This is a genomic window from Microbacterium sp. cf046, from assembly GCF_900114345.1.
Taxonomy (GTDB): Bacteria; Actinomycetota; Actinomycetes; order Actinomycetales; family Microbacteriaceae; genus Microbacterium.
Genome location: NZ_FOZJ01000002.1, coordinates 1,273,593 through 1,299,660 on the forward strand (window position 1 = coordinate 1,273,593; position 26,068 = coordinate 1,299,660).

Annotated in this window: 20 protein-coding genes; 12 read left to right on the plus strand and 8 right to left on the minus strand. The window is 70.3% G+C overall.

Translation table 11 applies throughout. From position 1 onward, the window contains the following. Positions 1-85: 85 nt before the first annotated feature. The gene (locus tag BM349_RS12330; protein ID WP_091707108.1) at positions 86-1,519 is read left to right on the plus strand and encodes a sugar porter family MFS transporter; all 1,434 of its coding nucleotides are present in this window, start codon (positions 86-88) and stop codon (positions 1,517-1,519) included. 9 nt (positions 1,520-1,528) lie between these two features. Here BM349_RS12330 and BM349_RS12335 read toward each other — a convergent pair whose 3' ends face one another. From BM349_RS12335 to rsmI, 3 genes are all read right to left on the minus strand, one after another. Then, positions 1,529-2,413: a TatD family hydrolase gene (locus BM349_RS12335; protein ID WP_091707109.1), complete on the minus strand. Its 885-nt coding sequence runs from the start codon at positions 2,411-2,413 to the stop codon at positions 1,529-1,531. Between the two features lie 49 nt (positions 2,414-2,462). Then, the gene (metG, locus tag BM349_RS12340) at positions 2,463-4,034 is read right to left on the minus strand and encodes a methionine--tRNA ligase (protein WP_091707110.1); all 1,572 of its coding nucleotides are present in this window, start codon (positions 4,032-4,034) and stop codon (positions 2,463-2,465) included. A 91-nt stretch (positions 4,035-4,125) separates the two neighbouring features. Continuing rightward, positions 4,126-4,944: a 16S rRNA (cytidine(1402)-2'-O)-methyltransferase gene (rsmI, locus tag BM349_RS12345; RefSeq protein ID WP_091707111.1), complete on the minus strand. Its 819-nt coding sequence runs from the start codon at positions 4,942-4,944 to the stop codon at positions 4,126-4,128. A gap of 23 nt (positions 4,945-4,967) precedes the next feature. Between rsmI and BM349_RS12350 the strand changes: the two genes are divergently transcribed. Then, the gene (locus BM349_RS12350) at positions 4,968-6,554 is read left to right on the plus strand and encodes a dolichyl-phosphate-mannose--protein mannosyltransferase (RefSeq protein ID WP_368086675.1); all 1,587 of its coding nucleotides are present in this window, start codon (positions 4,968-4,970) and stop codon (positions 6,552-6,554) included. Positions 6,555-6,563: 9 nt separating this feature from the next. Here the strand turns inward: BM349_RS12350 and BM349_RS12355 are convergent, their stop codons facing one another. The 4 genes from BM349_RS12355 to BM349_RS12370 form a co-directional block, all read right to left on the minus strand. Continuing rightward, positions 6,564-8,408, minus strand: coding sequence for a thioredoxin domain-containing protein (locus BM349_RS12355; protein WP_091707112.1), 1,845 nt, complete (start codon positions 8,406-8,408; stop codon positions 6,564-6,566). Positions 8,409-8,440: 32 nt separating this feature from the next. Further along, positions 8,441-9,277: an aldo/keto reductase gene (locus BM349_RS12360; protein ID WP_091707113.1), complete on the minus strand. Its 837-nt coding sequence runs from the start codon at positions 9,275-9,277 to the stop codon at positions 8,441-8,443. A 9-nt stretch (positions 9,278-9,286) separates the two neighbouring features. Then, positions 9,287-9,757: an ArsR/SmtB family transcription factor gene (locus BM349_RS18790; protein ID WP_175525280.1), complete on the minus strand. Its 471-nt coding sequence runs from the start codon at positions 9,755-9,757 to the stop codon at positions 9,287-9,289. A gap of 376 nt (positions 9,758-10,133) precedes the next feature. Beyond that, positions 10,134-10,631 (minus strand): GyrI-like domain-containing protein, encoded by a 498-nt coding sequence (locus BM349_RS12370; protein ID WP_091707115.1) that lies wholly within the window; start codon positions 10,629-10,631, stop codon positions 10,134-10,136. A gap of 122 nt (positions 10,632-10,753) precedes the next feature. Here BM349_RS12370 and hrpA point away from each other — a divergent pair, with 122 nt between their 5' ends. The 3 genes from hrpA to BM349_RS12385 all read left to right on the plus strand — a co-directional run bounded on the left by hrpA (position 10,754) and on the right by BM349_RS12385 (position 17,043). Then, on the plus strand, positions 10,754-14,647 hold the full coding sequence (hrpA, locus tag BM349_RS12375; protein ID WP_091707116.1) for an ATP-dependent RNA helicase HrpA: 3,894 nt from the start codon (positions 10,754-10,756) through the stop codon (positions 14,645-14,647). A gap of 29 nt (positions 14,648-14,676) precedes the next feature. Then, the gene (locus BM349_RS12380; protein ID WP_091707117.1) at positions 14,677-15,618 is read left to right on the plus strand and encodes a quinone oxidoreductase family protein; all 942 of its coding nucleotides are present in this window, start codon (positions 14,677-14,679) and stop codon (positions 15,616-15,618) included. Positions 15,619-15,687: 69 nt separating this feature from the next. After that, positions 15,688-17,043 (plus strand): O-acetylhomoserine aminocarboxypropyltransferase/cysteine synthase family protein, encoded by a 1,356-nt coding sequence (locus BM349_RS12385; protein ID WP_091707118.1) that lies wholly within the window; start codon positions 15,688-15,690, stop codon positions 17,041-17,043. Here the strand turns inward: BM349_RS12385 and BM349_RS12390 are convergent. After that, positions 17,019-17,714 carry an L-ribulose-5-phosphate 4-epimerase gene (locus BM349_RS12390; protein WP_091707119.1) on the minus strand — a complete coding sequence of 232 codons (696 nt, stop codon included), beginning with the start codon at positions 17,712-17,714 and terminating at the stop codon, positions 17,019-17,021. The two genes, BM349_RS12385 and BM349_RS12390, sit on opposite strands and share 25 nt — an antisense overlap. Positions 17,715-17,801: 87 nt before the next feature. On the opposite strand from BM349_RS12390, the gene BM349_RS12395 reads away from it, so the two are divergent. The 7 genes from BM349_RS12395 (at position 17,802) to BM349_RS12425 (ending at position 26,025) form a co-directional block, all read left to right on the plus strand. Continuing rightward, on the plus strand, positions 17,802-18,785 hold the full coding sequence (locus tag BM349_RS12395) for a Gfo/Idh/MocA family protein (RefSeq protein ID WP_091707120.1): 984 nt from the start codon (positions 17,802-17,804) through the stop codon (positions 18,783-18,785). 130 nt (positions 18,786-18,915) lie between these two features. Next, complete coding sequence (locus BM349_RS12400; protein ID WP_091707121.1) at positions 18,916-20,079, plus strand: NYN domain-containing protein; 1,164 nt, start codon at positions 18,916-18,918, stop codon at positions 20,077-20,079. Between the two features lie 69 nt (positions 20,080-20,148). Beyond that, positions 20,149-21,336 carry an ROK family transcriptional regulator gene (locus BM349_RS12405; RefSeq protein ID WP_175525281.1) on the plus strand — a complete coding sequence of 396 codons (1,188 nt, stop codon included), beginning with the start codon at positions 20,149-20,151 and terminating at the stop codon, positions 21,334-21,336. 8 nt (positions 21,337-21,344) lie between these two features. Beyond that, a complete protein-coding gene (locus BM349_RS12410; protein ID WP_091707122.1) occupies positions 21,345-22,436 on the plus strand; it encodes a sugar ABC transporter substrate-binding protein in 1,092 nt (363 codons plus the stop codon). A gap of 88 nt (positions 22,437-22,524) precedes the next feature. Then, on the plus strand, positions 22,525-23,406 hold the full coding sequence (locus BM349_RS12415; RefSeq protein WP_091707123.1) for an ATP-binding cassette domain-containing protein: 882 nt from the start codon (positions 22,525-22,527) through the stop codon (positions 23,404-23,406). Continuing rightward, entirely contained in the window at positions 23,403-24,662 is a 1,260-nt protein-coding gene (locus BM349_RS12420) for a sugar ABC transporter permease (RefSeq protein WP_091707124.1), read from the plus strand. The genes BM349_RS12415 and BM349_RS12420 overlap by 4 nt, the downstream gene beginning before the upstream one ends. A 283-nt stretch (positions 24,663-24,945) precedes the next feature. Beyond that, on the plus strand, positions 24,946-26,025 hold the full coding sequence (locus tag BM349_RS12425; RefSeq protein WP_091707125.1) for a sugar ABC transporter substrate-binding protein: 1,080 nt from the start codon (positions 24,946-24,948) through the stop codon (positions 26,023-26,025). Positions 26,026-26,068: the final 43 nt, after the last annotated feature.

Here is a 26,068-nt window from a genome sequence, read left to right on the forward strand (position 1 = left end):
CCCTTGACAGGGCCGCGCCGATCACGACAGGGTGAGGCCAGGCGGGCAACGCTGCTCGTTGTGCACGAACGAGGAGGATCCGCCCATGAGTTCAGCCCAGGCATCCGACCCCCACGACGTCTCGGTGCCGATCGCCCGCGTGGTGCTGGTCGCCGCGACCGCGGCCCTCGGCGGCTTCCTCTTCGGCTTCGACACGGCCGTGATCAACGGCGCGGTGAGCGCGATCGGAGAGCAGTTCAGCACCGGTCCGTTCCTGCTGGGCTTCGCGGTCGCATCGGCGCTGATCGGCTGCGCGATCGGCGCGTGGTACGCCGGGCGCATCGCCGATCGCTACGGACGCATCCGGGTCATGCTCATCGCGGCCGCGCTGTTCGTGGCCAGCGCGATCGGCTGCGGGCTCGCGTTCACCGTGTGGGACTTCTCGTTCTGGCGCATCGTCGGCGGTCTGGGCGTCGGCGCGGCATCCGTCATCGCTCCGGCGTACATCGCGGAGGTCTCTCCGCCGGCGTACCGCGGTCGCCTCGGCTCGCTGCAGCAGCTGGCGATCGTCTCCGGCATCTTCGTCGCCCTGCTCAGCGATGCCGCGATCGTCGCGGCCGCCGGAACCGCGACCGCTCCCTGGCTGCTCGGACTCGAGGCGTGGCGCTGGATGTTCCTGGTGGAGGTCATCCCGGCGGTGATCTACGGCGTGCTCGCGCTGACGATCCCCGAGTCGCCGCGGTATCTGATCGCACGCGGTGAGATGAGCAAGGCGAAGGAAGTCCTCACGCGCTACGTCGGCGGCGACGTCGAGAAGGTCTCGACCGACATCCTCAAGACGGTCGAGGGCAAGTCCGATCGCCCGCGCTTCGCGATTCTCAGACGCGGCAGGTTCAACCTCCTGCCGATCGTGTGGATCGGCATCGGCCTCTCGGTGCTGCAGCAGTTCACCGGCATCAACGTGATCTTCTACTACTCCACGACGCTGTGGCAGGCGGTCGGCTTCGACGAGCAGGACTCCCTGACGATCACGGTGATCACCTCGGTGACCAACATCGTGACCACGATCATCGCGATCATGCTGATCGACAAGGTCGGCCGCAAACCGCTGCTCCTGGTCGGCGCGATGGGCCAGTTCGCCTGCCTTGCGGTGCTCACGTTCATCTTCGCCTCAGCGCCGATCGTCAACGGGCAGCCCGTCCTGGACGGCGCCGCGGGCACGACGGCCCTGATCGCCGCGAACCTGTACGTCGTGTTCTTCGGCGCGTCATGGGGACCGGTCGTCTGGGTGCTGCTGGGCGAGATGTTCAGCAACAAGATCCGCGCCGTCGCCCTCTCGGTCGCCGCCGCCGCGCAGTGGACGGCCAACTTCGTGATCTCGACGACCTTCCCGGCGCTCGCTGCCGTCGGGCTCGGCCTCGCCTACGGCGTGTACACGGTCTTCGCGTTCGTCGCGATCTTCTTCGTGATCAAGTACGTGAAGGAGACGAAGGGCCGAACGCTCGAGTCCATGAGCGAGGAGCCGACACCGGTCGTGTAGCGGCGGAGGTCAGTCTTCGAACGGTCCGTACACCGCGAGCGTGTTCTCGGCCAGTTGCGCGCACAGCTCGTCGAGGTCGGCGCCGAGCTCGGCCGCCATGAAGCGCACCGTCAGCGGGACGAGGTACGGAGCGTTCGGGCGGCCACGGTGCGGGATCGGCGTGAGGAACGGCGCGTCCGTCTCCACCAGGATCCGATCCCGCGGCGTGACCGCGAGCGCATCGCGCAGGTTCTGCGCGTTCTTGAACGTCAGGTTGCCCGCGAACGAGAGGTAGTACCCGGCCTCGGCCGCGACGCGCGCCATCGCGTCGTCGCCCGAGAAGCAGTGGAAGACCGTGCGCTCGGGAGCGCCGACCCGTCGCAGCGTCTCCAGGACCGCTTCGTGCGCGTCGCGGTCGTGGATCTGCATCGCGATCCCGTGCTTCTGCGCGAGGGCGATGTGCGCCTCGAAGCTGTGGAACTGGGCCGGGATGCCGTCCTCTTCGGTGCGGAAGAAGTCCAGGCCGGTCTCGCCGATCGCCCGCACCCGCGGCTGCGCCGCGAGTTCGTCGATCACCGCGATCGCGGCATCCAGCTCTCCGGCCGCCTGATAGGCGGGGGCCTCGTTCGGGTGGATCGCGACCGCCGCCAGCACGCGCGGGTGAGATGCCGCCGCCCACGCCGACCAGCGGCTCGAGTCGATGTCGCCCCCGGCCTGCACCACGCCGATCACGCCCGCGGCCGCGGCGCGCTCGAGCTGCTCGTCCAGCGTCAGCGGCTCGTCGCCGTCCGCGATCTCGAGATGCGCATGGTTGTCGTAGACCGGCACGGGCAGCGGCTCGGGGGCGACGGGCCACCGCACATCGCGCGTGCCGTCGTTGTGCCGCTCCCGGACGTACTGGCTGGGGTCGGTCACGGCGTTTCGTCTCGCTTCGCTCGCTCAACGACCGGGGTCACCGGGTCGGTCACGCGCTCTGCTCGACGCGGGGGAACAGCGGCGCCAGCGCGTTCACCGCGGCGCCCGCAGGCAGGATTCCCCAGCGGCCGGCCTCGCGGATCGGCTGGTCGGCCAGGTGCCCCAGCGTGTCGCCGGCGCCGAGCGCGATCCACAGCTTCTCGGTCGCGATCGGCATCACGGGGGAAAGCAGCACGGCGAGCGCCCGGAGCCCCTCCGCCGCCGTGTAGAGCACGGTGCCGAGGCGCTCCCGCCGGGCGTCGTCCTTCGCGAGCGCCCACGGCTCGTTCTCGGTGATGTAGAGGTTCAGCGCGTCCACGATCGTCCAGATCGCGGTGATGGCCTCGTCGATGCGGAAGCGCTCGATCGCGGCATCCGCGGCGGTCGCCGCATCCGCCACCGTCTTGTGGATGTGCCGCTCGGCGTCGGTGTCCTCGCCGGCAGGCGGCACGATCCCCTCGAAGTAGCGGTCGATCATCGCCGTGGTCCGCGAGGCGAGGTTCCCGAAGCCGTTGGCCAGCTCGGCCTGGTAGCGCGCCGACAGGTCCTCCCACGAGAACGAGCCGTCCTGTCCGAACGCGATGGCCGAGAGGAAATAGAAGCGGTAGGCGTCCGATCCGAAGACGTCGGTGATCTCGGTCGGGGCGATGCCGGTGAGCTTGGACTTCGACATCTTCTCGCCGCCGACCAGCAGCCAGCCGTGCGCGAACACTCCGCGCGGCACCTCGACGCCCGCGGCCATCAGCATCGCGGGCCAGATCACCGCGTGGAAGCGCAGGATGTCCTTGCCGACCACGTGGTACGCCGGCCACCGGCGGGCGAACTCCTCCGGGTCGCTGCCGTAGCCGACGGCCGTCACGTAGTTCAGCAGCGCGTCGACCCACACGTAGATGACGTGCGACTCGTCCCACGGCACCTTGATGCCCCAGTCGAACGTCGATCGCGAGATCGACAGATCCTTCAGTCCCTGCTTGACGAACGAGACGACCTCGTTGCGCGCCGACTCGGGCCGCACGAAATCGGTCTTGTAGAGATCGAGCAGCTTGTCCTGGAACTCGCTGAGCTTGAAGAAGTAGTTCTTCTCCTGCAGGAGTTCGAGCGGCTTCGAGTGGATCGCACAGACCTTCAGGCCCTCGAACGGGCCGGTGCCGTCGACGATCTCGGACTCGGTCTTGAACTCCTCGCACCCGACGCAGTACAGCGCCTCGAACTCGCCGGCGTAGATGTACCCGCGGTCGTAGATGGCCTGCACGAACTTCTGCACGCGCTCTTCGTGGCGCGCCTGCGTCGTGCGGATGAAGTCGTCGTTGGCGACGTCGAGCTCCTTCAGCACCGGATGCCACGACTCGGCCACCAGCCGATCGACCCACTCCTGCGGTGTGGCGCCGTTGGCTGCGGCGGCGCGCAGCATCTTCTGGCCGTGCTCGTCGGTGCCCGTCAGCATCCAGGTGTCATCGCCCGCCTGGCGATGCCAGCGTGCGAGCGCGTCGACCGCCACCGTCGTGTAGCCGTGGCCGATGTGGGGCACGTCACTCGGATAGTAGATCGGCGTCGTGATGTAGAAGGATTCGCCGGTTCTCACCCGTGAATTCTAGTTGGGCGCGATACCCCGCCCGGCCGTGTGACCTGAGGGCCGCTGGCGGTCCCCTCGGCGGTGCGATCCGTCACATTTCTCAGTTCTTGACGGCGAGCGCGGCCTGGTAGAGCTCGCGTGAGGAATGGCCGGTGTGGGCCGAGACCTCGCCGGCGGCATCCTTCAGCCGGGCTCCCGAACGGACGAGCTCGAGCACCTGCGTCACCGCATCGGGGAAGGTCACCTGTTCGGCGGATCGACCCTCCACGACCAGGACGAGCTCTCCGCGCACCCCGGCCGAAGCCCACGCCACCAGTTCGGCTGCGGTGCCGCGGACGACCTCTTCGTAGAGCTTGGTGAGCTCGCGGCACACCGCGACGCGACGGTCAGCGCCGAACGCGGTCGCGATGTCGGCGAGGGATGCCGCGACCCGGGTGGGCGATTCGAAGAAGACCATCGTCCTGCGCTCGGCCGCGAGCGCGCGCAGCGCGCCGCGGCGCTCACCGGGCTTGCGGGGCAGGAACCCCTCGAACGTGAACCGGTCGGTCGGCAGCCCCGACACGGCGAGCGCGGCGAGCACGGCGCTGGGCCCCGGGATCACCGTGACCGCGACGCCTGCCGCCGCCGCGGCGGCGACCAGCCCGTAGCCCGGATCGCTCACTGTGGGCATGCCCGCGTCGCTCAGCACGAGCACGTCCTGCTCGCGGGCGAGGGCGACCAGTTCGCCCGCGCGCTCCTTCTCGTTGTGGTCGTGCAGGGCGATCAGCCGCGGGCGATTGGCGACGCCCAGCCCGGCGAGCAGGCGCTGCGTCGTGCGCGTGTCCTCCGCTGCGATCACCGTGGCGGCTTCGAGCGCCTCGACCAGCCGTCGCGACGCGTCGCCCAGGTTGCCGATCGGGGTCGCGGCCAGGATGATCACGCTCCCACCTTAGGCTGGAGCCTGTGACGGCGACCGCTCCCCTCCTCCCCGAGACGCGGGCGTCGCTGTACGACCGGTGGTCCGCCCGGATGGCCGCCGATCCGCGCCTCGCGCGGCGATGGGCGTGGCTGGCACCGCTCCTGGTGACCGTGCTGGCCGGCATCCTGCGTCTGTGGAATCTGGGGCATCCGCACGCGTTCGTCTTCGACGAGACGTACTACGTGAAGGATGCCTGGACCCAATGGGTGCTCGGGTACGCGGCCACCTGGCCGGAGGGCGCGAACGAGGGCTTCCTCGCAGGCGACACCGACACCTTCTCGACGACCGGAAGCTTCGTCGTGCACCCGCCGCTGGGCAAGCTCTTGATCGGCGTCGGCATGGCGGTGTTCGGCGCCGACTCGTCGTTCGGGTGGCGGATCACGACCGCGCTGTTCGGCACCGCGACCGTCCTGCTGCTCTATTTCGTCGCGAAGTCCATGACCGGCTCGATCGCCTTCGCGACCGTCGCCTCGTTCCTGATGGCGATCGACGGGCTGGCGATCGTGCTGAGCCGCGTCGCGCTGCTGGACATGTTCCTGACCTTCTTCATCCTGCTCGCGTTCTGGTTGGTCCTGCTCGACAGACGCACGCACATGGACCGGCTCGCCGCGCTCGTGGCCGAGCGCTCGACCGGTGAGGCACCGGCATGGGGGCCCGTGTTCTGGAATCGCCCGTGGATCATGGCCGCGGGGGCGGCAGCGGGGGCCGCGACGGGCGTGAAGTGGTCGGGCCTGTACGTGATCGCGGGGCTCGGGATCTACCTGGTGGTCACCGACGCCCTCGCACGCCGCCGAGCCGGCGTCCGGCTCTGGCCCGCCGATGCCGCGTTCCGCCAGGGTGCCGTGACGTTCGTCCTGTTCGTGCCCGTCGCGCTCATCGTCTACCTCACGTCGTGGATCGGCTGGCTCGGAACCGAGGGCGGGTACGGGCGGCAGGCGGCCACCGACACGCCCGTGACCGGATTCTGGTCGTGGGTGCCGCCGGCCCTGCAGAGCCTGTGGATCTACCACCGCGCGATCTACGACTTCCACGTCGGTCTGACGGCGGGCCACGGATACGCGAGCCCGGCGTGGCAGTGGCCACTGCTGCTGCGCCCGACCTCGATGTACTACAACTCGACGCCCCAGGGCACCGCCGGATGCGGGGCGACCAACGGCTGCGTGGAGAACATCTACAGCATGCCGAACCCGCTGATCTGGTACGCGGGCGTCGCGGCAGTGCTCTATCTCGTGTACCGCTTGGTCGTGACGCGCGACTGGCGCTGCGCGTTCGTGCTCACCGGCGTCGCGGTGACCTACCTGCCGTGGCTGCTGTACCCGGAGCGCACGATGTTCCAGTTCTATACGATCGCGATCCTGCCGTTCGTCCTGCTCGCGCTGACGTTCGCGCTGCGCGACATCGCCGGTGCGCCGGATGCCGACGCCTATCGACGCATCAGCGGGCAGCGCATCGTGCTCGTGTTCCTCCTGGTCGCGATCGCCCTGGCGGTGTTCTGGTACCCCATCCTGACCGGCACTCCGGTGCCCTACCTCTTCTGGCAGGCGCACAACTGGATCCAGAGCTGGATCTAGCGCGGGCCGCTACGAGACCGGCAGATCCTCCGGGTCGGTGACCGGCAACCGGCACGCGAAGGCGCGGCAGTCGTATGCGGTCGCAAGCCCCGCGCGAGCAGCCTTCTCGGCGAACAGCGAGAAGCCCGCGGCCGCCCAGGCGAGCGCCTGTGCGCCGGTGACGACCGCGACCACCTCGGCCTCGGCCGCCCGGGCCGCGGTCACGATGGGAGCCTCGGGATCCTCGGCGATCACGACGATCTGACGCGGGGGTCGGCTGAGCACGGCGGCGACGCGCAGGAGCGCCCCGTACGCCAGGGGCTGCGCGAGTGCGGCAGCGGAGCGCCGGGCGACGATGCGCTCGGCGAGCCCGCGAAGGTCGTCCGTCGCGCCGAGCAGCCACAGCGACACGGCCGCATCGGCGAGGGCTGCGAACCCCGAGGGCTCGTCGCCATCCGACGCTTCGTCCGGCGCCTCGATGCCCTGGGATGCCAGCACCGCGTCGCCGCCGCCCGGCGTCCGCACCTCCCCCGCATCGTCGACGCACGCGAGCACGAGGCGGCGCGCCGTCTCGGCGTACGCGACCTCGCCGGTCGCGACAGCCAGCGCCGCGAGCCCGGAGGCGAACTGGCCGTAGTCGGCGAGCGTGGCAGCCGCCGGCGAGGAGATCTCGTTCAGGGACGCGCGCACGAGCGCGCCGTCTCCGCGAGCATCGGCGCCGATGACCGCATCTGCGGCCCAGCGGGCCGCCTCGGTCCACTCCGGCTCGCCGAGGCGCGCGGCGGCGCGGGCCAGCGCGCCGATCGCGAGCCCGTTCCAGCCCGTCACGACCTTTCCGTCCACGGCCGGCGGATCCAGGTCAGCGCGGGCATCGGCATCCCGCTGGTAGTAGCCGCCCTCGCTGCGGATCCCGTCGATCCAGGACTCCGAGTCCTGAGCGGCGCCGAACCCGCCCGCAGGCTGCTGCAGCACGTCGATCAGGAAGCGGGCGATTCCGTGCGCCGTCTCCGCGTCGCCTGCCGAGACCGCGACATCGAGCAGCTGCGCGTTGTCGGTCAGCATCCGCTCGTAGTGCGGCACGCTCCAGTCGCGGCGCGTTGCGTACCGGAAGAATCCGCCTTCGACCGGGTCGCGCAGCGGCGAGGCGGCCATGGCCGCGAGCGCGCGTTCGGCGACGGCGGATGCCGCCGGGTCGGCGGCGCGGACGGCTGAGGTCTGCAGGAATCGCAGCGCGGTCGCGATCGGGAATTTCGGCGCAGCGGGGTCGGTGCCCCCGAACCCGCCGAACTCGCGGTCTTCGCGCGCGGCGAGCGCGTCCGCTGCGCGGGCGAGGTCATCGCTCGTCGGCAGCGCACCCGCGGCGGATGCCGACGCCCGCGTCTCGGCGAGGGCCTGTGCGACGGCGTCGGCCGTGCCGTCGACCTGCTCGCGCCGCTCGGTCCACGCCTCCTGCACGGCTGCCAGCACCTCCCCGAACGACGGGAGACCGGACCGCGGCTCGGGTGGGAAGTACGTGCCAGCGTAGAACGGGCGCCCCTCCGGGGTCGTGAAGACGGTCAGCGGCCAGCCGAGGCTGCGGGTGAACGCCGACGCCGCTGCGAGGTAGGCCGCATCGACCTCGGGGTGCTCCTCGCGATCGACCTTCACCGCGACGAAGCCCCGGTTGATCGCCGCGGCGGTCTCGACGTCGGAGAAGGACTCCCGGGCCATCACGTGGCACCAGTGGCAGGTGGAGTACCCGATCGAGACGAGCACCGGGACGTCGCGCCGCCGCGCCTCGGCGAAGGCCGCCTCGCCCCAGGGGTACCAGGCGACCGGGTTGCCGGCGTGCGCCCGGAGGTACGGGCTTGCGGACGATTCCAGCCGCGGATTCACGGTTCCACGTTACGTCGCGGCCGGCGCGGGGGTCACTCCACTTCGTCGGGGTGCGCGCTGACCCGACCCGTGCCGTCGCCCGGGTCGATCGCATCGATCGCCGCCATCTCGGCATCCGACAGCGTGAAGTCGAGCACGTCGAGATTCTCTTCGAGTCGCTCGCGCCGGACGGACTTCGGGAAGACGATGAACCCCTTCTGCAGGTGCCAGCGCAGGACGACCTGGGCGGGCGACTTGTCATGCGCGGTCGCCGTGTCCTTCACGGCAGGGATGCCGAACAGGTCGTACTTGCCCTGCCCCAGCGGTCCCCAGGCTTCGATGCGGACTCCCTGCGCGGCGGCCCATGTCGTGACGTCGCGCTGCTGGTGCGCCGGGTGGAGCTCGATCTGGTCGACCGCCGGCACGACCCCGGTGGCCGCGACGATGCGCTCGAGGTGCGGCACCAGGAAGTTCGAGACGCCGATGCTGCGGGTCAGGCCCGCCTCGCGAAGCTCGATGAGCTTCTGCCACGCCTCGAGGTAGTTGTCCTTGGCAGGCGTCGGCCAGTGGACGAGGTACAGGTCGACCCGCTCGAGTCCGAGCTTGTCGAGGCTCTCGCCGATGGCCTTGCGGGGCTCGTCGCCCTCGTGCCGGTCGTTCCAGAGCTTGGTGGTGATGAAGAGCTCGCGACGCGGGATGCCGCTCTTCGCGATCGCTGCGCCCACGCCTTCCTCGTTGCCGTAGATCGCCGCCGTGTCGATGTGGCGGTATCCGACCTCGAGCGCCTCCGTGACCGCGCGCTCGGTGTCGGCCGGCGGCACCTTGAACACCCCGTAGCCGAGCTGGGGGATGTCGAAGCCGTCGTTGAGCTGAACCGTGGGGATCGTCATGGTTCCAGCCTATGAGCCCCGCATCCAGCCCTGGTCCGGTTCACTCGCGATCGGTGGCATGGGTTGATGACCTCGGTGGCCGCGTCGGGGAGGGCGGCCCGGTCCTCTGCGCGGGACCGGGCGGGCGAACGGCGCCAGCGGATCGAGTTCGCGACCGGTCACCGGATCCCACCCTGTTCGCGTCGTCCACTTTCGCCGGATGTCGGCCACCGCCGCCTCGAGGCGCTCGATGCCGTCCTCCCTGAGGGTGTACCAGCGCCACTGGAAGTCGCCGCGGACGTCGACGAACCCGCCGTCCCTCAGAATTCTCAGGTGCTTGGACGCGGCCGTTCTGCTGATGCGGAATTCGCCGCCGACGACGGCGGCGAGCTCTCCTGCGGTGTGCTCGCCGCTGGCGAGGATGTCGATGATGCGGCGACGGGCCGGCTCGGCCATCGCCTCGAAGGGGTTCACCCGCTGACCGGGATAGTCGGGTCGCATGGGGTGAGGGTAGGTCTGGCCATGGACATCCGCGCGGTGTGTCGACCGTCTACCCCGCGAAGTCCGCCGGGAGGCGTATTGAACTTCCAGCTCACATACCCGGACCTCAGCCCACAAACCGGACCTCAGCCCACAACGGGACTTCAGCCCACAACCGGACTTCAGCTCGCCCGACTGGACCTTCGGCATCCGGCTCGTGTGAACCGGAAGTTCAATGCGCCTCCCAGTACATCGAGCGCGCCGAGCTCGCGCGCGGCATACCTCGAGGTATGCCGCGCTCACCCCGCGGCATACCTCGAGCACGCCGCGCTCACCCCGCGGCATACCTCGAGCGCGCCGGGCTCACCTCGCGGCCAACCGTCGCAGCGACGAACGTTCAGCCGATGCGCTCCACCGGCCACTGCAGCTCGGTGACCCAGTCCTCCTGCGACTCGGACTCGGACACGAGATAGACCTCGCGGCACGCGCCCGCGAAACGGTAGCCGTTCTGCTCGACCCAGGCGTTCAGCGCCATCCACGAATCGCCGATCCCGTCCATCGTGCCGAGATGCACGAGCGTCGCGGCGAGCGGCACCTGCTCCAGCTGCACGGTGTCGAACGCTCCGCCGGCGTCGCCCTCCTCGGCGGGGAAGCCGACGTGCACCTGCACCGTGCCGTCGGCATCCAGCATCGATCCATCGCCCGTGTAGTAGATCGTCGACGGATCGCGCACCGGCACCCCGGCCTGATCGAGAGCGGGCACGAGCCGGCCGTAGAGCGGTCCGATCAGCGGTGCGATGTTCTCCGGGCCGAAACCGGGGGCCGTGTCCACCACCTCGTGCAGGCTCACGGCGGGCAGCGGCTTCAGTTCGACGACGGGAGCGGACTCGGGCATGGTGTGATTCCTCGTTCAGGGAGCCGCTGGCGCGCGGCTTCGCCGCCGACACTAACGATGACCGCGAGCCGTGTCGAGAAGTCACGCGCCCGGATGCCGTCGGCTCGGTACGATCGAAGGCTATGCCCGCGCCCGAACCCGTCATCTCGTATCCGCCGGAGCTGCCCGTCAGCGCCGCGCGGGACGAGATCGCGCGCGCGATCCGCGACCACCAGGTCGTGATCGTCGCCGGAGCGACCGGCTCGGGCAAGACGACCCAGCTGCCGAAGATCTGCATCGAGCTCGGTCGCACGCGCATCGCGCACACGCAGCCGCGACGGATCGCGGCCCGCACGATCGCCGAACGCATCGCCGAGGAGATGGAGGTGCCGCTGGGCACCACGGTCGGCTACAAGGTGCGCTTCACCGACAAGGTGCAGGACGACACGCGCGTCGCGCTCATGACGGACGGCATCCTGCTCAACGAGATCCATCGCGACCGGCTCCTGCGCCGCTACGACACGATCATCGTCGACGAGGCGCACGAGCGCTCGCTGAACGTCGACTTCCTGATCGGATACCTCACGCAGGTGCTGCCGAAGCGCCCCGACCTGCGCGTCATCATCACCAGCGCGACGATCGACCCGCAGAGCTTCGCGGAGCACTTCGCGGATGCCGAGGGCAAACCGGCGCCCATCGTCGAGGTGTCCGGACGCACGTACCCCGTTGAGATCCGCTACCGCGGCCCGGACGACACTGACGACGAGGTCGACGGCATCACCGCGGCGCTGCGGGAGCTCGATCGCGAGCCCGCCGGAGACGTCCTGGTCTTCCTGCCGGGAGAAGCGGAGATCCGCGACGCGATGGATGCCGTCCGCGGCATGTATGCGAATGACGCCGCGCCGACGGAGGTCCTTCCCCTGTTCGGCCGCCTCAGCGCGGCGGAGCAGCATCGCGTCTTCGAACGCTCGCGGGTCGCGGGCGTGCGCCGCCGGGTGATCCTCGCGACGAATGTCGCGGAGACGAGCCTCACCGTGCCCGGCATCCGGTACGTCGTCGACACGGGGACCGCCCGCATCTCGCGATACAGCGCCCGCACCAAGATCCAGCAGCTGCCGATCGAGGCGATCTCGCAGGCGTCGGCGCAGCAGCGCTCCGGGCGCGCGGGTCGCACCGCGCCGGGCATCGCGATACGCCTCTACTCCGAGGAGGACTTCGAGAAGCGTCCGGAATTCACCGAGCCCGAGATCCTGCGCACGAGCCTCGCGTCGGTCATCCTGCAGATGCTGTCGTTGGGGTTCGGCGACATCTCGTCCTTCCCGTTCCTGACCCCACCCGACTCGCGCGGGGTGCGGGCGGCCTTGGACCTGCTGATCGAGCTCGCGGCGGTGCGGATGCCGGCCCGCGGCGACAGCGGCGCACGCCTGACCGATCTCGGGCGCGAGATCGCACGACTGCCGATCGACCCGCGGTTCGCGCGCATGCTCATCGAGGCAGGGCGCATCGGCGTGCAGCGGGACCTGCTCGCGATCGTGGCCGGCATGTCGATCCAGGACGTGCGCGAGCGCCCCGAGGAACGGCGCGAGGAGGCCGACCGTCTGCACGCGCGGTTCGTCGACCCCACGAGCGACTTCATCACCCTCCTGAACCTCTGGAACCACCTCCAGGAGCAGCAGGCGATGCTCGGCTCGAGCGCGTTCCGGCGCCTGTGCCGCGCAGAGCACCTCAACTACGTCCGCGTGCGCGAGTGGGTCGATGTCCACCGGCAGCTGCGGACACTCGTCGGCGCATCCCGCACGCGCGGCGCGGCATCCGACGACGCTTCCGACCCGGACGATCTCCACCGCGCGATCCTGTCCGGCCTCCTCTCGCACATCGGCATCCTCGATGAGCGCGCCGCGGCAAGGGCCGGCGCGCAGAAGGGAGGCGAGAGCGTCCGCCGGGGCGGCGCCGAATACCTCGGGGCACGGGGCGCGCGGTTCGCGATCTTCCCCGGCTCGGGGCTTCGCAAGAAGCGACCGTCGGCCGTGATGGCCGCCGAGCTCGTGGAGACCTCCCGCCTGTTCGCCCGCACGGTCGCGGCGATCGACCCGGCCTGGGCGGAGTCCTTGGCCGGCGACCTCGCGAAGCGCCAGCTCAGCGAGCCGCACTGGTCCAAGGCCGCGGGAGCGGCATCCGTCTACGAGAAGGTGACCCTGTTCGGGGTCGAGATCGTCCCGAGGCGCCGCGCCCAGCTGGCCCGATTCGACCGGCCGATGGCTCGCGAGCTGTTCCTGCGGCACGCGCTCGTCGACGGCGAGTGGGAATCGTCGGTCCTCGACAAGCGCCTCACCGCATTCGAGCGACGCAACCACGAACTGCGGCGGCGGCTCGAGAAGGTCGAGGAGCGGGAACGGCGCCGCGACATCCTGGTCGGCGACGAAGCCGTGTTCGCGTTCTACGACGCGCGCATCCCGCGGGACGTGTACGACGTCCGCTCCTTCGAGGCGTGGTGGCGGGATGCCGCGACCCGCACCCCCCGCCTCCTCGACATGACCGAGGCCGATCTCCTCGACGACGCCGCGCGAGCCGACGAGCGCGCCTTCCCCGCCCGCTGGCGCCAGGGCGATCAGGTGCTCTCGCTCGCCTACCGGTTCGAGCCCGGCGCCGAAGACGACGGTGTCACGGCGATCGTGCCGCTCGCGCTGCTGGCTCAGGTGCGTCCAGAGGGATTCGACTGGCAGGTGCCCGGCATGCGCGACGAACTGGTCACGGCGCTGCTGCGCGCACTGCCGAAGGCGATCCGCCGGCATGTCGTGCCCGCAGCCGACTGGGCGGCCCGATTCGCCGAGGACCTCGACGGCCAGGGCCCCGAGGCACACGACGGGATGCCGCCCGCGACGCTCCGAGACGCGCTCGCGGGTCGGATCCAGCGCGTCGCAAACCAGCCGGTGACCGCCGCCGACTTCGAGCTGGATCGCGTTCCCGCGCACCTGAAGGTCTCGTTCCGCGTCGTGGACGAGCGCGCACGGCCGATCGGGTCTGGGCGCGACCTGCAGGCTCTGCAGCAGCGGTTCGCCGACCGCGCCCGCACGTCGGTCGCGCGGGCGACGGGGGCTCAGGCCCCGGTGCTGCCGAAGGGGCGCACCGACGCTTCCGCCGCGACTGATGTGCCGACGGGCGGGTCGGCGACCGTGGCCGAGCGCACCGGACTGACCGATTGGGACTTCGGCGACCTGCCGGATGTCGTGGACACGAAGGTGGCCGGCGGCGTGGTGCGCGGGTACCCGGCGCTCATCGACCAGGGGACGAGCGTCGCGCTTCGCGTCGAGACGACGCCCGAAGCCGCAGAGCGGGCGACGCACGCCGGCGTGCGCCGGCTGCTGCTGCTCGCGGTGCCGTCGGCCGCGTCGTATGTGCTCGAGCACCTCACCTCCGCCGAGAAACTCGCCCTCGCGGCATCCCCGTACCCGTCCGCGAAAGCGCTCGTCGAGGACGCGCGCGTCGCGGTCGCGGATGCCGTGCTCGCGCGCACCGCGGCGCCGGTGCGCACGCGGGCCGCTTTCGAGCAGGTGCGGGGTGCACTGTCGGCCGTGGTCGTCGATGAGACCTTCCAAGCCGTCTCGCTGGCGGCGCGCGTCCTCACCGCCGCCCGGGACGCGGATCGGGCCGTCCGGTCGCAGAACTCCATGACGCTGCTCGGCGCCCTGGGCGATGTGCGTGGCCAGATCGCTGGGCTCGTCTTCCCGGGGTTCGTGTCCCGGACCGGACTGGCCAGGCTGGCCCATCTGCCTCGTTACCTTCGCGGCGCGAAGGAGCGGGTCGACTCTCTCGCCGACAACGCCGGCCGCGACCGGCAGCGGATGACGGAGTTCGAACGCGCGGCATCGGCCTACGTCGAGGCAGGGGGCGCGATCCCCTCCGACGCCGACGCGCCGCCGGCGCTTGCCCGCACCCGCTGGCTCCTCGAGGAGTACCGGGTCAGCCTGTTCGCGCAGCACCTCGGCACGGCCGAGCCTGTCTCGCTGCAGCGGATCCAGAAGTCCCTGCGGGAATAGTCCCCACGAACGGAGAGGTTTGCCACGTCATGGCTGAAGCGATCGCGTACACGGAGTTCGGCGGACCCGAGGTCCTCAGACTCATCAACATCCCGACGCCGACTGCGGGCGCCGGAGAGATCGCGGTGCGCATCGAGGCGGCGGGCGTGAATCCGATCGACGGCAAGCTGCGCAGCGGCCTGCGCGCATCCGCGCCCCTCACCGGACCGAGGCGGGTCGGCGGAGACGCGGCCGGCATCGTCACCGGCGTCGGCGACGAGGTCGAGGGCTTCCGCGTCGGCGATGCCGTCGTGGTGATGGGCGCGCCGGGTGCCTACGCGACCGACATCGTCGTGCGCGCGGAGAACGTGCAGCCGCGACCCCCGCAGGTCAGCGCCGAGGTCGGCGCGTCACTCGGCATCCCTGTCGGCACGGCCTACCAGTCGCTGCGCTCGCTCGCCGTCGGTCCGGGCGACACGCTGCTCCTGCACGGCGGGTCGGGCGCGGTCGGCCAGGCGGCGATCCAGTTCGCGGTGCTGTGGGGCGCGACGGTCATCGCCACGGCCTCCGAGCGCCGGTTCGACCGCATCCGCGAGCTCGGCGCGATCCCCGTCGCGTACGGAGAGGGACTGGCCGAGCGCATCCGGGCGCTCGCGCCCGAGGGCATCACCGTCGCGCTCGACGCCGCCGGGACCGACGAGGCCATCAACGCGTCGCTCGAGCTCGTCGCCGACCGCGAGCGCATCGCGACGATCGTGCGCGGGCGGGATGCCGCATCCTTCGGCATCCGTGCCTTCCAGGGCGGCGCGCCCAACCCCCTGCCGGAGCGAGCGCAGGGCTGGCGCCGTGAGGCGCTCCCGGTCGCGCTCGCCCTCCTCGCCGCCGGCCGATTCTCGGTCGAGCTGGGTCCGTCGTTCCCGCTCGCCGAGGCCGCCGCCGCGCATCGAGCGGTCGAGCAGGGCACCGACGGCAAGATCACCCTGATCCCGTAGCCGTTCCCCCGCTGCAACAGTTCGACATACGGACGGGCGCGCGAACGTCGCCTGCCCGACAATGGACGGATGTCCGAGATCACGCGTTCCTTCGCGACGGCGCAGGTGCAGGCCGGATACGTGCCGGGCGTCGCCGAGAACACGGCCGTGCCGCCGATCTACCAGTCGAACGCGTTCGAATTCGCCTCGCTGAGCGAAGCCCGCGATCTGTTCGCGCTGCGGCGCGAGGGCAACATCTACAGCCGCGCGGCCAACCCCACCGTCCTCGTGTTCGAGCAGCGCATCGCCGAACTGGAGGGCGGCGTCTCGGCTGCGGCGGTCGCCTCCGGGCAGGCGGCGGTCGCCCTCGCCCTCCTGGCCCTGGCCAAGCAGGGCGAGCACATCGTCGCGGCCCGGCAGCTGTACGGCGGGACGGTCGACCTCCTGCAGGACACGTTCGCCGACTGGGGCATCGAGGTCACATTCGTCGACCAGGACGACACGGATGCGTGGGCCGCGGCGGTCCGACCGACGACGCGCGCGCTGTTCGCCGAGTCGATCACGAACCCCAACGCGCAGGTGCTCGACGTCCGCGCGGTCGCCGCGGTCGCCCGCAGCGCGGGCGTGCCGCTCGTGATCGACCACACGCTCGCGACCCCCTACCTCCAGCGCGTGAAGGACTTCGGCGCCGACATCGTCGTGCACTCCGCGACGAAGTACCTCGGCGGCCACGGCACCTCGCTCGGCGGCGTGATCGTCGACCTCGGCACGTTCGACTTCTCCCTCGACGCGGCGCGGTGGCCCCAGCTCACCGAGCCGTACCGGCGGGTTCCGGGCGGCAGCCTCGTCGATCGGTTCGGCGCGACCGGATCCCCGTTCATCGCGCTCGTCAAGACCAAGTACGTCCACGACCTCGGGCCCTCGCTGCCCGCGTTCAACGCGTTCCAGCTCCTGCAGGGGCTCGAGACGCTCGACCTGCGGATCGCCAGGCACACCGCGAGCGGGCTCGAGGTCGCCCGATTCCTCGACGGGCATCCGGCGGTCTCGCGCGTGAACCACCCGGGACTCGAATCGAGCCCGTGGCATCGGCTGGCCCAGGAATACCTGCCGCGAGGGGCGGCATCAGTCTTCTCCTTCGACGTGCACACGACCGGCGACGCGGAGCTCGACTTCGCACGGGTGGAGGAGCTCATCGCCCGTCTCGAGGTGATCCGCCTGGTGGCGAACATCGGCGACGCGCGCAGCCTCGTCGCACATCCCGCCTCGATGACGCACAGCCACATGTCGCCCACGCAGCTCGCCGAGGCGGGCATCACCTCCACGACGATCAGGCTGTCGATCGGGCTCGAAGATCCGGCCGATGTGATCGCCGATCTGCGGCGCGCGCTTGCCGCGCTCGCGCAGCCCGCCGCGGAACCGGATCAGCGCTTGTCGTCGGTGCTCTGACCGTAGACGTTCTGATAGCGGTTGTAGAGGCTGTCGATCGCATCCTGCGGGATCGGGATCAGCGGGCCGGCCTCGCGGGCGATGTGCACCGTCCGCGCGACGTCTTCGAGCATGACCGCCGCCTTGACGGCGTCCTTCGCGGAGACTCCGATCGTGAACGGCCCGTGGTTCTGCATGAGCACGCCGCGGGATCGGTGGCCGCTGAGCGTCTCGACGATGCCGCGGCCGATCGAGTCGTCTCCGATGATCGCGAACGGCCCAATCGGGATCGGACCGCCGAACTCGTCGGCCATCGCCGTGATGACGCACGGGATCTCCTCGCCGCGCGCCGCCCAGGCCACCGCGTACGTCGAGTGCGTGTGCACGACGCCGCCGACCTCGGGCATGTGCCGGTAGACGTAGGCGTGCGCGGCGGTGTCGCTCGACGGCGACCGCTCGCTCCCCGGTGAACCCGGCACGACGTTGCCGTCGAGATCGCAGAGGATCATGTTCTCCGCCGTGAGGTCGTCGTACGAGACGCCTGACGGCTTGATCACGAACAGGTCCTCGCCCGGAACCCGTCCCGAGACGTTCCCGCCGGTCCAGACGATCAGCCCGTAGCGCACGAGTTCGGAGTGCAGCGCGGCCACGTCGGCGCGGACGGCGGCGATGGCGTCGATGTTACCGGTCACATTCCGAGTGTAGCGACTGCGCCCGTCTCCCGGGGAATCGGCCGTCCCCGGTACCTCGGCGGCCTCGAGGATGGATACGCTCGAGCCATGACTGGACTGCGCTGGGGAATCCTCGCCACGGGCGGCATCGCCCACGCCTTCGCTCGTGACCTGCGCACGGCGGGCCTCGATCTGACCGCCGTGGGGTCGCGCTCAGCCGGATCCGGCGAGCGCTTCGCCTCGGAATTCCGCATCGCGAAGGTGCACGGCTCCTACGAGGAGCTCGTCTCCGACCCTGACGTCGACATCGTATACGTGTCCACGCCGCATCCCCTTCATGCCGAGAACGCGATCCTGGCCCTCGAGCACGGCAAGCACGTGCTTGTGGAGAAGCCGTTCACCCTCACGGGCGTCGAGGCGGCGGCGGTGCGCGATGTCGCGGCCCGCACCGGACTCCTGGCGATGGAGGCGATGTGGACCCGCTACCTTCCGCACATGATCCGGGTGCGCGAACTGATCGACTCGGGAGCGCTCGGCGACATCCGCGCGGTGTTCGCCGACCACACCCAGAAGATCTCGAGCGATCCCGATCATCGCCTCAACAACCTCGAGCTCGGCGGCGGTGCGCTGCTGGACCTCGGCATCTACCCGATCTCGTTCGCCTGGGACGTCCTCGGCGCGCCGTCGACGGTCACGGCGAGCGCGACCATCGGCGCGACGGGCGTCGACGACGAGGTCGCCACGATCTTCACCCACGCCTCGGGCGCGCTGTCCACCTCGATCTCGGCCTCCCATGCGGCAGGACCGAACACCGCGCACATCGTCGGGACCGACGCGCGGATCGACATCGACGAGGTCTGGTACAGCCCGACCACGTTCCGCCTCGTCGCCCCGAACGGGACGATCCTGGAGGCGTACGAGTCGCACATCGAGGGCCGGGGCATGCAGTACCAGGCGCTCGCGGCCGAACGGTACGTCGCGTCGGGCGACAACGACAGCGACATCCTGCCGATCGATGAGACCGTCGCGATCATGGGCACCCTCGACGAGATCCGACGCCAGATCGGGCTCACCTACCCCACCGAGCGCTGACCCCAGGGAGGGCTGTCCCTTGTGGGGCTCCGCCCCACTCCCCTGGCGAGCGCGCCGCGCACGCCTGTCATGTGGGGCTCCGCCCCACGCCCCTGGCGAGCGCGCCGCGCACGCCTGTCACACTGGAGCCATGCCCGACTCGCAGAACTCCCGCGTCGCCGTCTACCTCGACTTCGACAACATCGTCATCTCCTGGTACGACCGCGTGCACGGCCGCAACTCGTACGGGCGCGACCGGCAGCGCATCATCGAGACCCCCGAGGACCCCGAGATCGCCGAGCGCCTGACGGCGGCGACGATCGACGTCGGCGCGATCATCGACTACGCGGCCTCGTTCGGAACCCTCGTGCTCACGCGCGCGTACGCGGACTGGTCGTCTCCAGTGAACGCCGTGTACCGCACGCAGCTCGTCGCGCGCGCCGTCGATCTCGTGCAGCTGTTCCCGGCCGCGGCGTACGCGAAGAACGGTGCCGACATCCGCCTGGCCGTCGATGCCGTGGAGGACATGTTCCGCCTGCCCGACCTCACGCACGTCGTGATCGTCGCCGGCGACTCGGACTATGTGCCCCTCGCCCAGCGCTGCCGCCGCCTGGGCCGATACGTCGTGGGCGTCGGGGTCGCCGGCTCGACCGCGAAGTCGCTCGCCGCCGCGTGCGACGAGTTCGAGGCATATGACTCCCTGCCGGGCGTCCCCCGCGTCGCGCGTGCCGCGGCGAAGGATGCCGGCTCCCGCGCGCCCTCGAGATCGACGGCCTCCCGCGCCAAGGCGGCGACCGCAGAAGAGGCTCCGGCGGAGCCGGCACCCCGCACCCGCGGAACGCGCGGCGCCAGGAAGACGCCCGCCAAGGACGCGCCGGAAGCCACCGTCGATGCACCCGCGGATGCCGCACCCGCGGGCACTGAGGCCGACGCGGCCCAGGTCGAGGCATCCCTCAACGAGGCTCTCGGTCCGACCGCACCCGCGAAGCGCACCAATCGCCGCGCATCCTCCACGACCGTCGCCTCCACGGCCCAGCCGGCGGAGGCGAACCCGGTCGCCGAAGAGCAGCCCGAGGATCCTCAGGAGACCGCGACCCGGCTGCTCGAGCGCGCGCTCCGGCTGGGTCACGACAAGGACGACGACGCCGAGTGGCTGCACAGCTCGGCCGTCAAGACGCACATGCGGCGCATGGACCCGTCCTTCAGCGAGAAGGCGCTCGGGTACCGCTCCTTCAACGACTTCGTGAAGGCGAGGGAGTCGATCGCCGAGCTCGAAGAGACCGGCCACGAGCGCCTGGTGCGCCTGCGCGAGTAGGCGGCCGGCCGCTCCCCGAGGAGTCCGGCTCCTCGTCCTGCGTGAACCTCGTCCGGTACAGTGTCGATCGTGGTAAGACGGATCGCCCCGCCTGGCTCGCAGTCTTCACTTCGTGAAGCGAACCGAGCCCGGCTCGTCGAGTCGCTCAAACGTCATGGGCGGCTCACCCAGGTCGAGCTCGCCGGAAGCACCGGCCTCTCCCCCGCGACCGTGTCGAACATCGTCAAGGAACTGACCGCATCGGGCCTGCTGCACACTTCGATCACGTCGCGCAGCGGCCGGCGTGCCACCCTCGTCTCACTCACACGCCAGCTCGGCCTCGTCGCCGGAGTGCACTTCAGCTCGCGCCAGCTGCATATCGCGATCGCAGACGCCACCCGCACGGTCGTCACCCAGACGTCGCTGCCGCTCGCGCTCGACCACCGTCACGATGCCGAGCTGGACCGGCTCAGCATCCTGCTCAGCGACATGATGGAGACGCTCGGCGGATCGGTGGGCGATCTGCTCGCCGTCGGACTCGCCCTGCCCGCCCCGATCGACCAGCGCACCGGAATGGTGTCCACTCCCGGCCTGCTGCGCGGCTGGGAGGGCGTCGACGTCGCCGAGAGCCTCACCGCACGCATCGGCCGCCCGGTCTTCGTGGACAGCGAGGCGAATCTCGCCGGCCTGGCCGAAGCCCGCGAAGGAAGCGCCCGATCGGCATCCTCTTCGGTGTTCATCCGGGTCGGTCACACGATCAGCGCCGGCCTGATCGTCGGCGGCGACCTGTTCCGCGGTGTGAACGGCAAAGCCGGGCAGATCGGGCACGTGACGATCGATGAGAACGGGCCCATCTGCCGGTGCAGCAACCGCGGCTGCCTGGAGACCTACGCCGGAGGTCCGGCGCTGCTGTCGCTGTTCCCGCCCAGCGACGGGATGCAGCGGCTCAGCGACCTCATCCAGGCCTCGTACGGCGGCGATGGCAGCTCGCGACGCGTCATCGCGGACGCCGGGCGCCACATCGGCATCGCGGCCGCAAGCCTGTGCAACCTGTTCGACCCGGAGATGATCGTCGTCGGCGGCGAGCTCGGCCAGGCGGGCGAGATCCTCATGGCGCCGATGCGCCACTCGCTCGAGCGCACCGCCCTGACCTCGGCGAACGGCCTGCCCGAGATCGTCGGCGCATCGTTCGGGGAGTGGGCCGAGACCCGGGGCGCGATCACGATCGCCCTGGATCACGTCACCGTCGAAGCCGACGTCCTGCCCTTCACGGCGTAGGCGGGCGGATGTCGATCCGAGCGTCCGCGCGACGCTTCCTCCGGCGGGCCGTCGCCGCGACGATCGTGCTCGGTCTCGGTGCGACGGCGCTCGCGGCATGCTCTGCGTCACCGGGCGGCGGACCCAGCGGCGAGGGCGCGATCGCGCTGCTGCTGCCCGATGCGAAGACCGCGCGCTATGAGACGTTCGATCGACCGCTGTTCGAGGCGCGCATCGCCGAGCTGGGCGACTACCGCGTGCTCTACGCGAACGCCGATCAGGATGCCGCCAAGCAGCAGGCTCAGGCCGAGTCGGCCCTGGCCGCCGGGGCCGGCGTGCTGGTGCTCGACCCCGTCGACGTGCAGGCCGCCGTGACGATCGTCGCGGCGGCGAATGCGCAGGGGGTCCCCGTCGTCTCGTACGACCGTCTGGTGGCGGGAGGGGACCTCGCGTACTACGTCTCCTTCGACAACGAGAAGGTCGGCGAGCTGCAGGCGACGGCATTCGTGGATGCGCTCACCGAGCGCGGCGAGCTCGACGGCGGCATCCTCATGGTCAACGGCTCACCCACCGACAGCAACGCGACCCGGTTCGCCGAGGGCGCGCACAGCGTGATCGACGCGACAGGGCTGCGGGTGCTCGCCGAGTACGCGACACCCGACTGGAGCCCGGACAAGGCGCAGGAGTGGGTCACCGGCCAGATCGCGCAGTACGGCGGCGACATCGTCGGCGTGTATGCCGCGAACGACGGCACGGCCAGCGGCGCCGTCTCGGCCCTGAAGGCGGCGAACGTCACGCCCTGGCCGGTCGTGACAGGGCAGGATGCGGAGCTCTCCGCGATCCAGCGGATCCTCACCGGCGACCAGTACATGACCGTGTACAAGGCGATCAAACCCCAGGCCGAGCTCGCCGCGGAAGTCGCCGTCGCGCTGCTGCACGGCGAGCAGGTGACGGCGCCCCTCGACATGGACGGAACGCCCACGACGCTGCTCGATCCGGTCGCGGTCACGGTCGACGACATCCTGGACACGGTGGTCGCGGACGGGTTCTGGACGATCGAGGACATCTGCACCCCCGACTACCACGACGCCTGCGTTGCCGCGGGCCTGCTGACGGAGTGAACCCGTGCCGACGACCGCCGGGCGGCACCGCGGGTATGGTCGATCGAGACGATCGCCGAGGATGAGGACGTGACGGGATGAGGTCGTGATGTCGTTGCCTGCCGCCCGCACCGGCCGCGCCCGCGAGCGCGTGCTGACCATGCGCGGCATCGCCAAGCGCTTCGGCGCCGTCCGCGCCCTGACCGACGTCGACTTCTGGGTGAACGAAGGCGAGGTCGTCGCCCTGATCGGCGACAACGGGGCCGGCAAGTCCACCCTCGTGAAGGTGCTCTCGGGTGTGCACGCCCCGGACTCCGGCACGATCGAGTACGACGGCGACATCGTGGAGATCTCGAGCCCCGCCGACGCGCAGGAGCTCGGCATCGCGACCGTGTTCCAGGACCTCGCGCTGTGCGACAACCTCGACGTCGTCGCCAACCTCTGGCTGGGTCGCGAGCTGCGGTCGGGCCGCACGCTCGACGAGGTCGACATGGAGCAGCAGACGTGGACCCTGCTCCGTGAGCTGTCGGCGAAGATCCCGTCCGTCCGCATCCCGGTCGCCTCCCTCTCCGGGGGGCAGCGCCAGACCGTGGCGATCGCCCGGTCGCTGATCGGAGACCCACGCGTCGTGATCCTCGACGAGCCGACCGCCGCGCTCGGCGTCGCCCAGACGGCCGAAGTGCTGAACCTCATCGAGCGGCTGCGGGAGCGCGGCCACGGCGTCGTGCTGATCAGTCACAGCATGGCCGACGTGATGGCCGTCGCCGATCGCGTCGTCGTGCTCCGGCTCGGCCGCAACAACGGCGTCTACAACATCGCCGATGTCACGAGCGCGACGCTCATCGCAGCGATCACCGGCGCCACCGACAACGCGGTGACGCGCCGCGAGGCCGAGAGCCCTGCGCGCGAGCCGAACGATCCGAAGATCATCCGGATGTCCGACAAGAGCGGTCGGCGTCGGCACGACGCGGCAGGCGACGGCAAGGCATGAGCTCCGGTCGCGAGGAGCGCGCGGTGCCGGCCTCCGCCGTCGATGTGCCCGACGACCGCCTGCTGAGCCCGCGGAGCCTCCGGGCCGCCGTCGCGCTGCTGCTGACCCGCGTGCGCGGTGGAGATCTCGGGTCGCTGCCGGTCGTGATCGGCCTGGTGCTGATCTGGACGGTCTTCCAGGCACTGAACCCGATCTTCCTCTCCAGCACGAACCTGGTGAACCTCACGATGCAGTGCGCGGCGATCGGGACGATCGCGCTCGGCATCGTGCTCGTGCTCCTCGTGGGCGAGATCGACCTGTCGGTCGGATCGGTCGCGGGGCTCGCCGCAGCGATCCTCGCGGTCACGTTCGTCCAGCTGCAGTGGAACCTCGCGATCGCGCTCGTGGCGGCGATCGGCGCGGGCGCGCTGGTGGGCCTCCTCTACGGATTCCTGTACACGCGCTTCGGCCTGCCGAGCTTCGTGATCACGCTTGCCGGCCTCCTCGGCTTCCTGGGGCTCCAGCTCTGGGTGCTCGGTGCCACCGGCTCGATCAATCTGCCGTTCGACTCCTGGATCGTCTACTTCGCGCAGCAGATGTTCCTGCCCGCGTGGGCGTCGTACGTCGTCGCGGTCCTCACCGCCGCCGGGTACGCCTGGATCCTGATGCGACGGGCCCGCGCCCGAGCGGCCGCGAACCTGGTCAGCCAGAGCTACGTCGAGATCGGCCTCAGGGGCGGCGCGCTCCTGGTGTTCCTGCTCGTGGCGGCCTGGTACCTGAACCTGTCGCGCGGAGTCGGCGTCATGTTCCTGTTCTTCCTCGCCCTCGTCGTGATCGCGAACTTCGCCCTGACCCGCACCCGGTGGGGCCGGGCGGTGTACGCCGTCGGCGGTTCGGTCGAGGCCTCCCGCCGGGCCGGCATCCCGGTGGACCGCATCTACATCTCCGTCTTCATGCTGTGCTCCAGCCTCGCCGCGGTGGGCGGCATCCTGGCGGCGGCCCGGCTGGCGGCGGCGAACCAGAGCTCCGGCGCGGGCGATGTCAATCTGAACGCGATCGCCGCCGCCGTGATCGGCGGTGCAAGCCTGTTCGGCGGACGCGGAACTGCGTTCGCCGCGCTGCTGGGAATCGTGGTGATCCAGTCGATCTCGTCGGGTCTGACGCTGCTGAACCTCGACTCCTCGGTACAGTTCATGGTCACCGGGGTCGTCCTCGTCCTCGCGGTCACGGTCGACTCGCTCTCGCGCCGCAAACGCGCTGCCGCCGGCAGAGCGTGAACGCATCATGCGTTCAAGTAGAAAACGCGCGCCGATTCGGTTTTCAATGCGGATGCGGTCACTCTGCGCATAGTGCACTCGTTTCGGCGCAAGATCATGCATAGTGCACTGCCTGCACTCGTCCGCTGAGCATCGCCGCGAGAGGCTTCGTCGCGGCATCCGGGCGTTGCCAAAGCGTTACGTTCAAAGCTTGACGCCAACGCGGGATGTCGAAAAGATCGCTTCAAGCGCGAAACACGCCGGGTCTCCTGGCGCTCGCATATTCAAAGACGAAAGGCGAAAGATGAAGAAGTCTTCAATCCTCTCCGCGGCCGCCCTCACGGGCACTGCCGCGCTGCTCCTGGTCGGCTGTGCCGGCTCGGGCGGCGGCACGCCGAGCGAGAGTGGTGGCGGAGGCGACGCAGCAGGCCGTGCGTGCGTCATCCTCCCCGACGCGGCGTCCTCGCCGCGCTGGGAGAACTTCGACCGCAAGTACCTCCAGGAGGGTCTGGAGGGCGCCGGCTTCGAGGTCGACATCCAGAACGCCCAGGGTGATGTCAACAAGTACTCCACGATCGCCGACCAGCAGCTCACCCAGGGCTGCGGCGTCATGCTGCTCGTGGACTACCAGGGCGCCGCCGAGGCAGTGGCCACCAAGGCCAAGGCCGAGGGCATCCCGGTCATCGCCTACGACCGTCCGTTCACTGGCGCCGACTACTACGTGTCGTTCGACAACGTCGAGGTCGGCCGCATGGAGGGCCAGACGGTTCTGGACGGTCTCGAGACCGCAGGCAAGGATCCCGCCACGGCAGTCGTCGTGTACATGGGCGGCGACCCGACCGACGGCAACGCCGCGATGTTCCACGACGGCGCGGTCGAGGTCATGGAAGCCGCGGGCATCGTCCCGGCGGCGGAGCCCCCGGGAGCCTGGGACCAGGCCAAGTCGCAGACCAACTTCGAGCAGGCGCTGACCTCGCTCGGCGGCAAGGTCGACGGCGTGTGGGTCGCGAACGACACGAATGCAGCCGGCGTCATCAAGGTCCTGCAGGACAACAACCTGAAGGGCGTCGCGGTCTCCGGCCAGGACGCCAACGTGGCGGGCCTGCAGAACATCCTCCTCGGCTGGCAGACGGCGACCGTCTACAAGCCGGTCAAGGACGAGGCTGACGCTGCGGTCGACACCGCGGTCGCTCTGCTGAAGGGCGACACGCCCAGCGCAGACGCCGAGCTGGATGACGGCACGCCGTACATCCAGGTCACGCCGCAGCTCGTCGGCCCGAACGAGGTCAACACCGTAGTCGCCGCAGGCGACGCCGCGTACGATGACGTCTGCACCCCGGATGTCATGGCCGCGTGCGAGGAGTTCGGCGTAGTCGCTCCGTAGCAGTCACCTCATCGAGGGCGTCGCGCCTGAGAATGGCGCGACG

Coding starts and splice junctions, on each gene's coding strand:
- BM349_RS12330 (WP_091707108.1), top strand. CDS start 86: ATGAGTTCAGCCCAGGCATCCGACCCCCACGACGTCTCGGTGCCGATC.
- BM349_RS12360 (WP_091707113.1), bottom strand. CDS start 9,277: ATGACGATCCCCACGGTTCAGCTCAACGACGGCTTCGACATCCCCCAG.
- BM349_RS18790 (WP_175525280.1), bottom strand. CDS start 9,757: ATGCGACCCGACTATCCCGGTCAGCGGGTGAACCCCTTCGAGGCGATG.
- BM349_RS12370 (WP_091707115.1), bottom strand. CDS start 10,631: ATGCCCGAGTCCGCTCCCGTCGTCGAACTGAAGCCGCTGCCCGCCGTG.
- hrpA (WP_091707116.1), top strand. CDS start 10,754: ATGCCCGCGCCCGAACCCGTCATCTCGTATCCGCCGGAGCTGCCCGTC.
- BM349_RS12380 (WP_091707117.1), top strand. CDS start 14,677: ATGGCTGAAGCGATCGCGTACACGGAGTTCGGCGGACCCGAGGTCCTC.
- BM349_RS12385 (WP_091707118.1), top strand. CDS start 15,688: ATGTCCGAGATCACGCGTTCCTTCGCGACGGCGCAGGTGCAGGCCGGA.
- BM349_RS12395 (WP_091707120.1), top strand. CDS start 17,802: ATGACTGGACTGCGCTGGGGAATCCTCGCCACGGGCGGCATCGCCCAC.
- BM349_RS12400 (WP_091707121.1), top strand. CDS start 18,916: ATGCCCGACTCGCAGAACTCCCGCGTCGCCGTCTACCTCGACTTCGAC.
- BM349_RS12410 (WP_091707122.1), top strand. CDS start 21,345: ATGTCGATCCGAGCGTCCGCGCGACGCTTCCTCCGGCGGGCCGTCGCC.
- BM349_RS12415 (WP_091707123.1), top strand. CDS start 22,525: ATGTCGTTGCCTGCCGCCCGCACCGGCCGCGCCCGCGAGCGCGTGCTG.
- BM349_RS12420 (WP_091707124.1), top strand. CDS start 23,403: ATGAGCTCCGGTCGCGAGGAGCGCGCGGTGCCGGCCTCCGCCGTCGAT.
- BM349_RS12425 (WP_091707125.1), top strand. CDS start 24,946: ATGAAGAAGTCTTCAATCCTCTCCGCGGCCGCCCTCACGGGCACTGCC.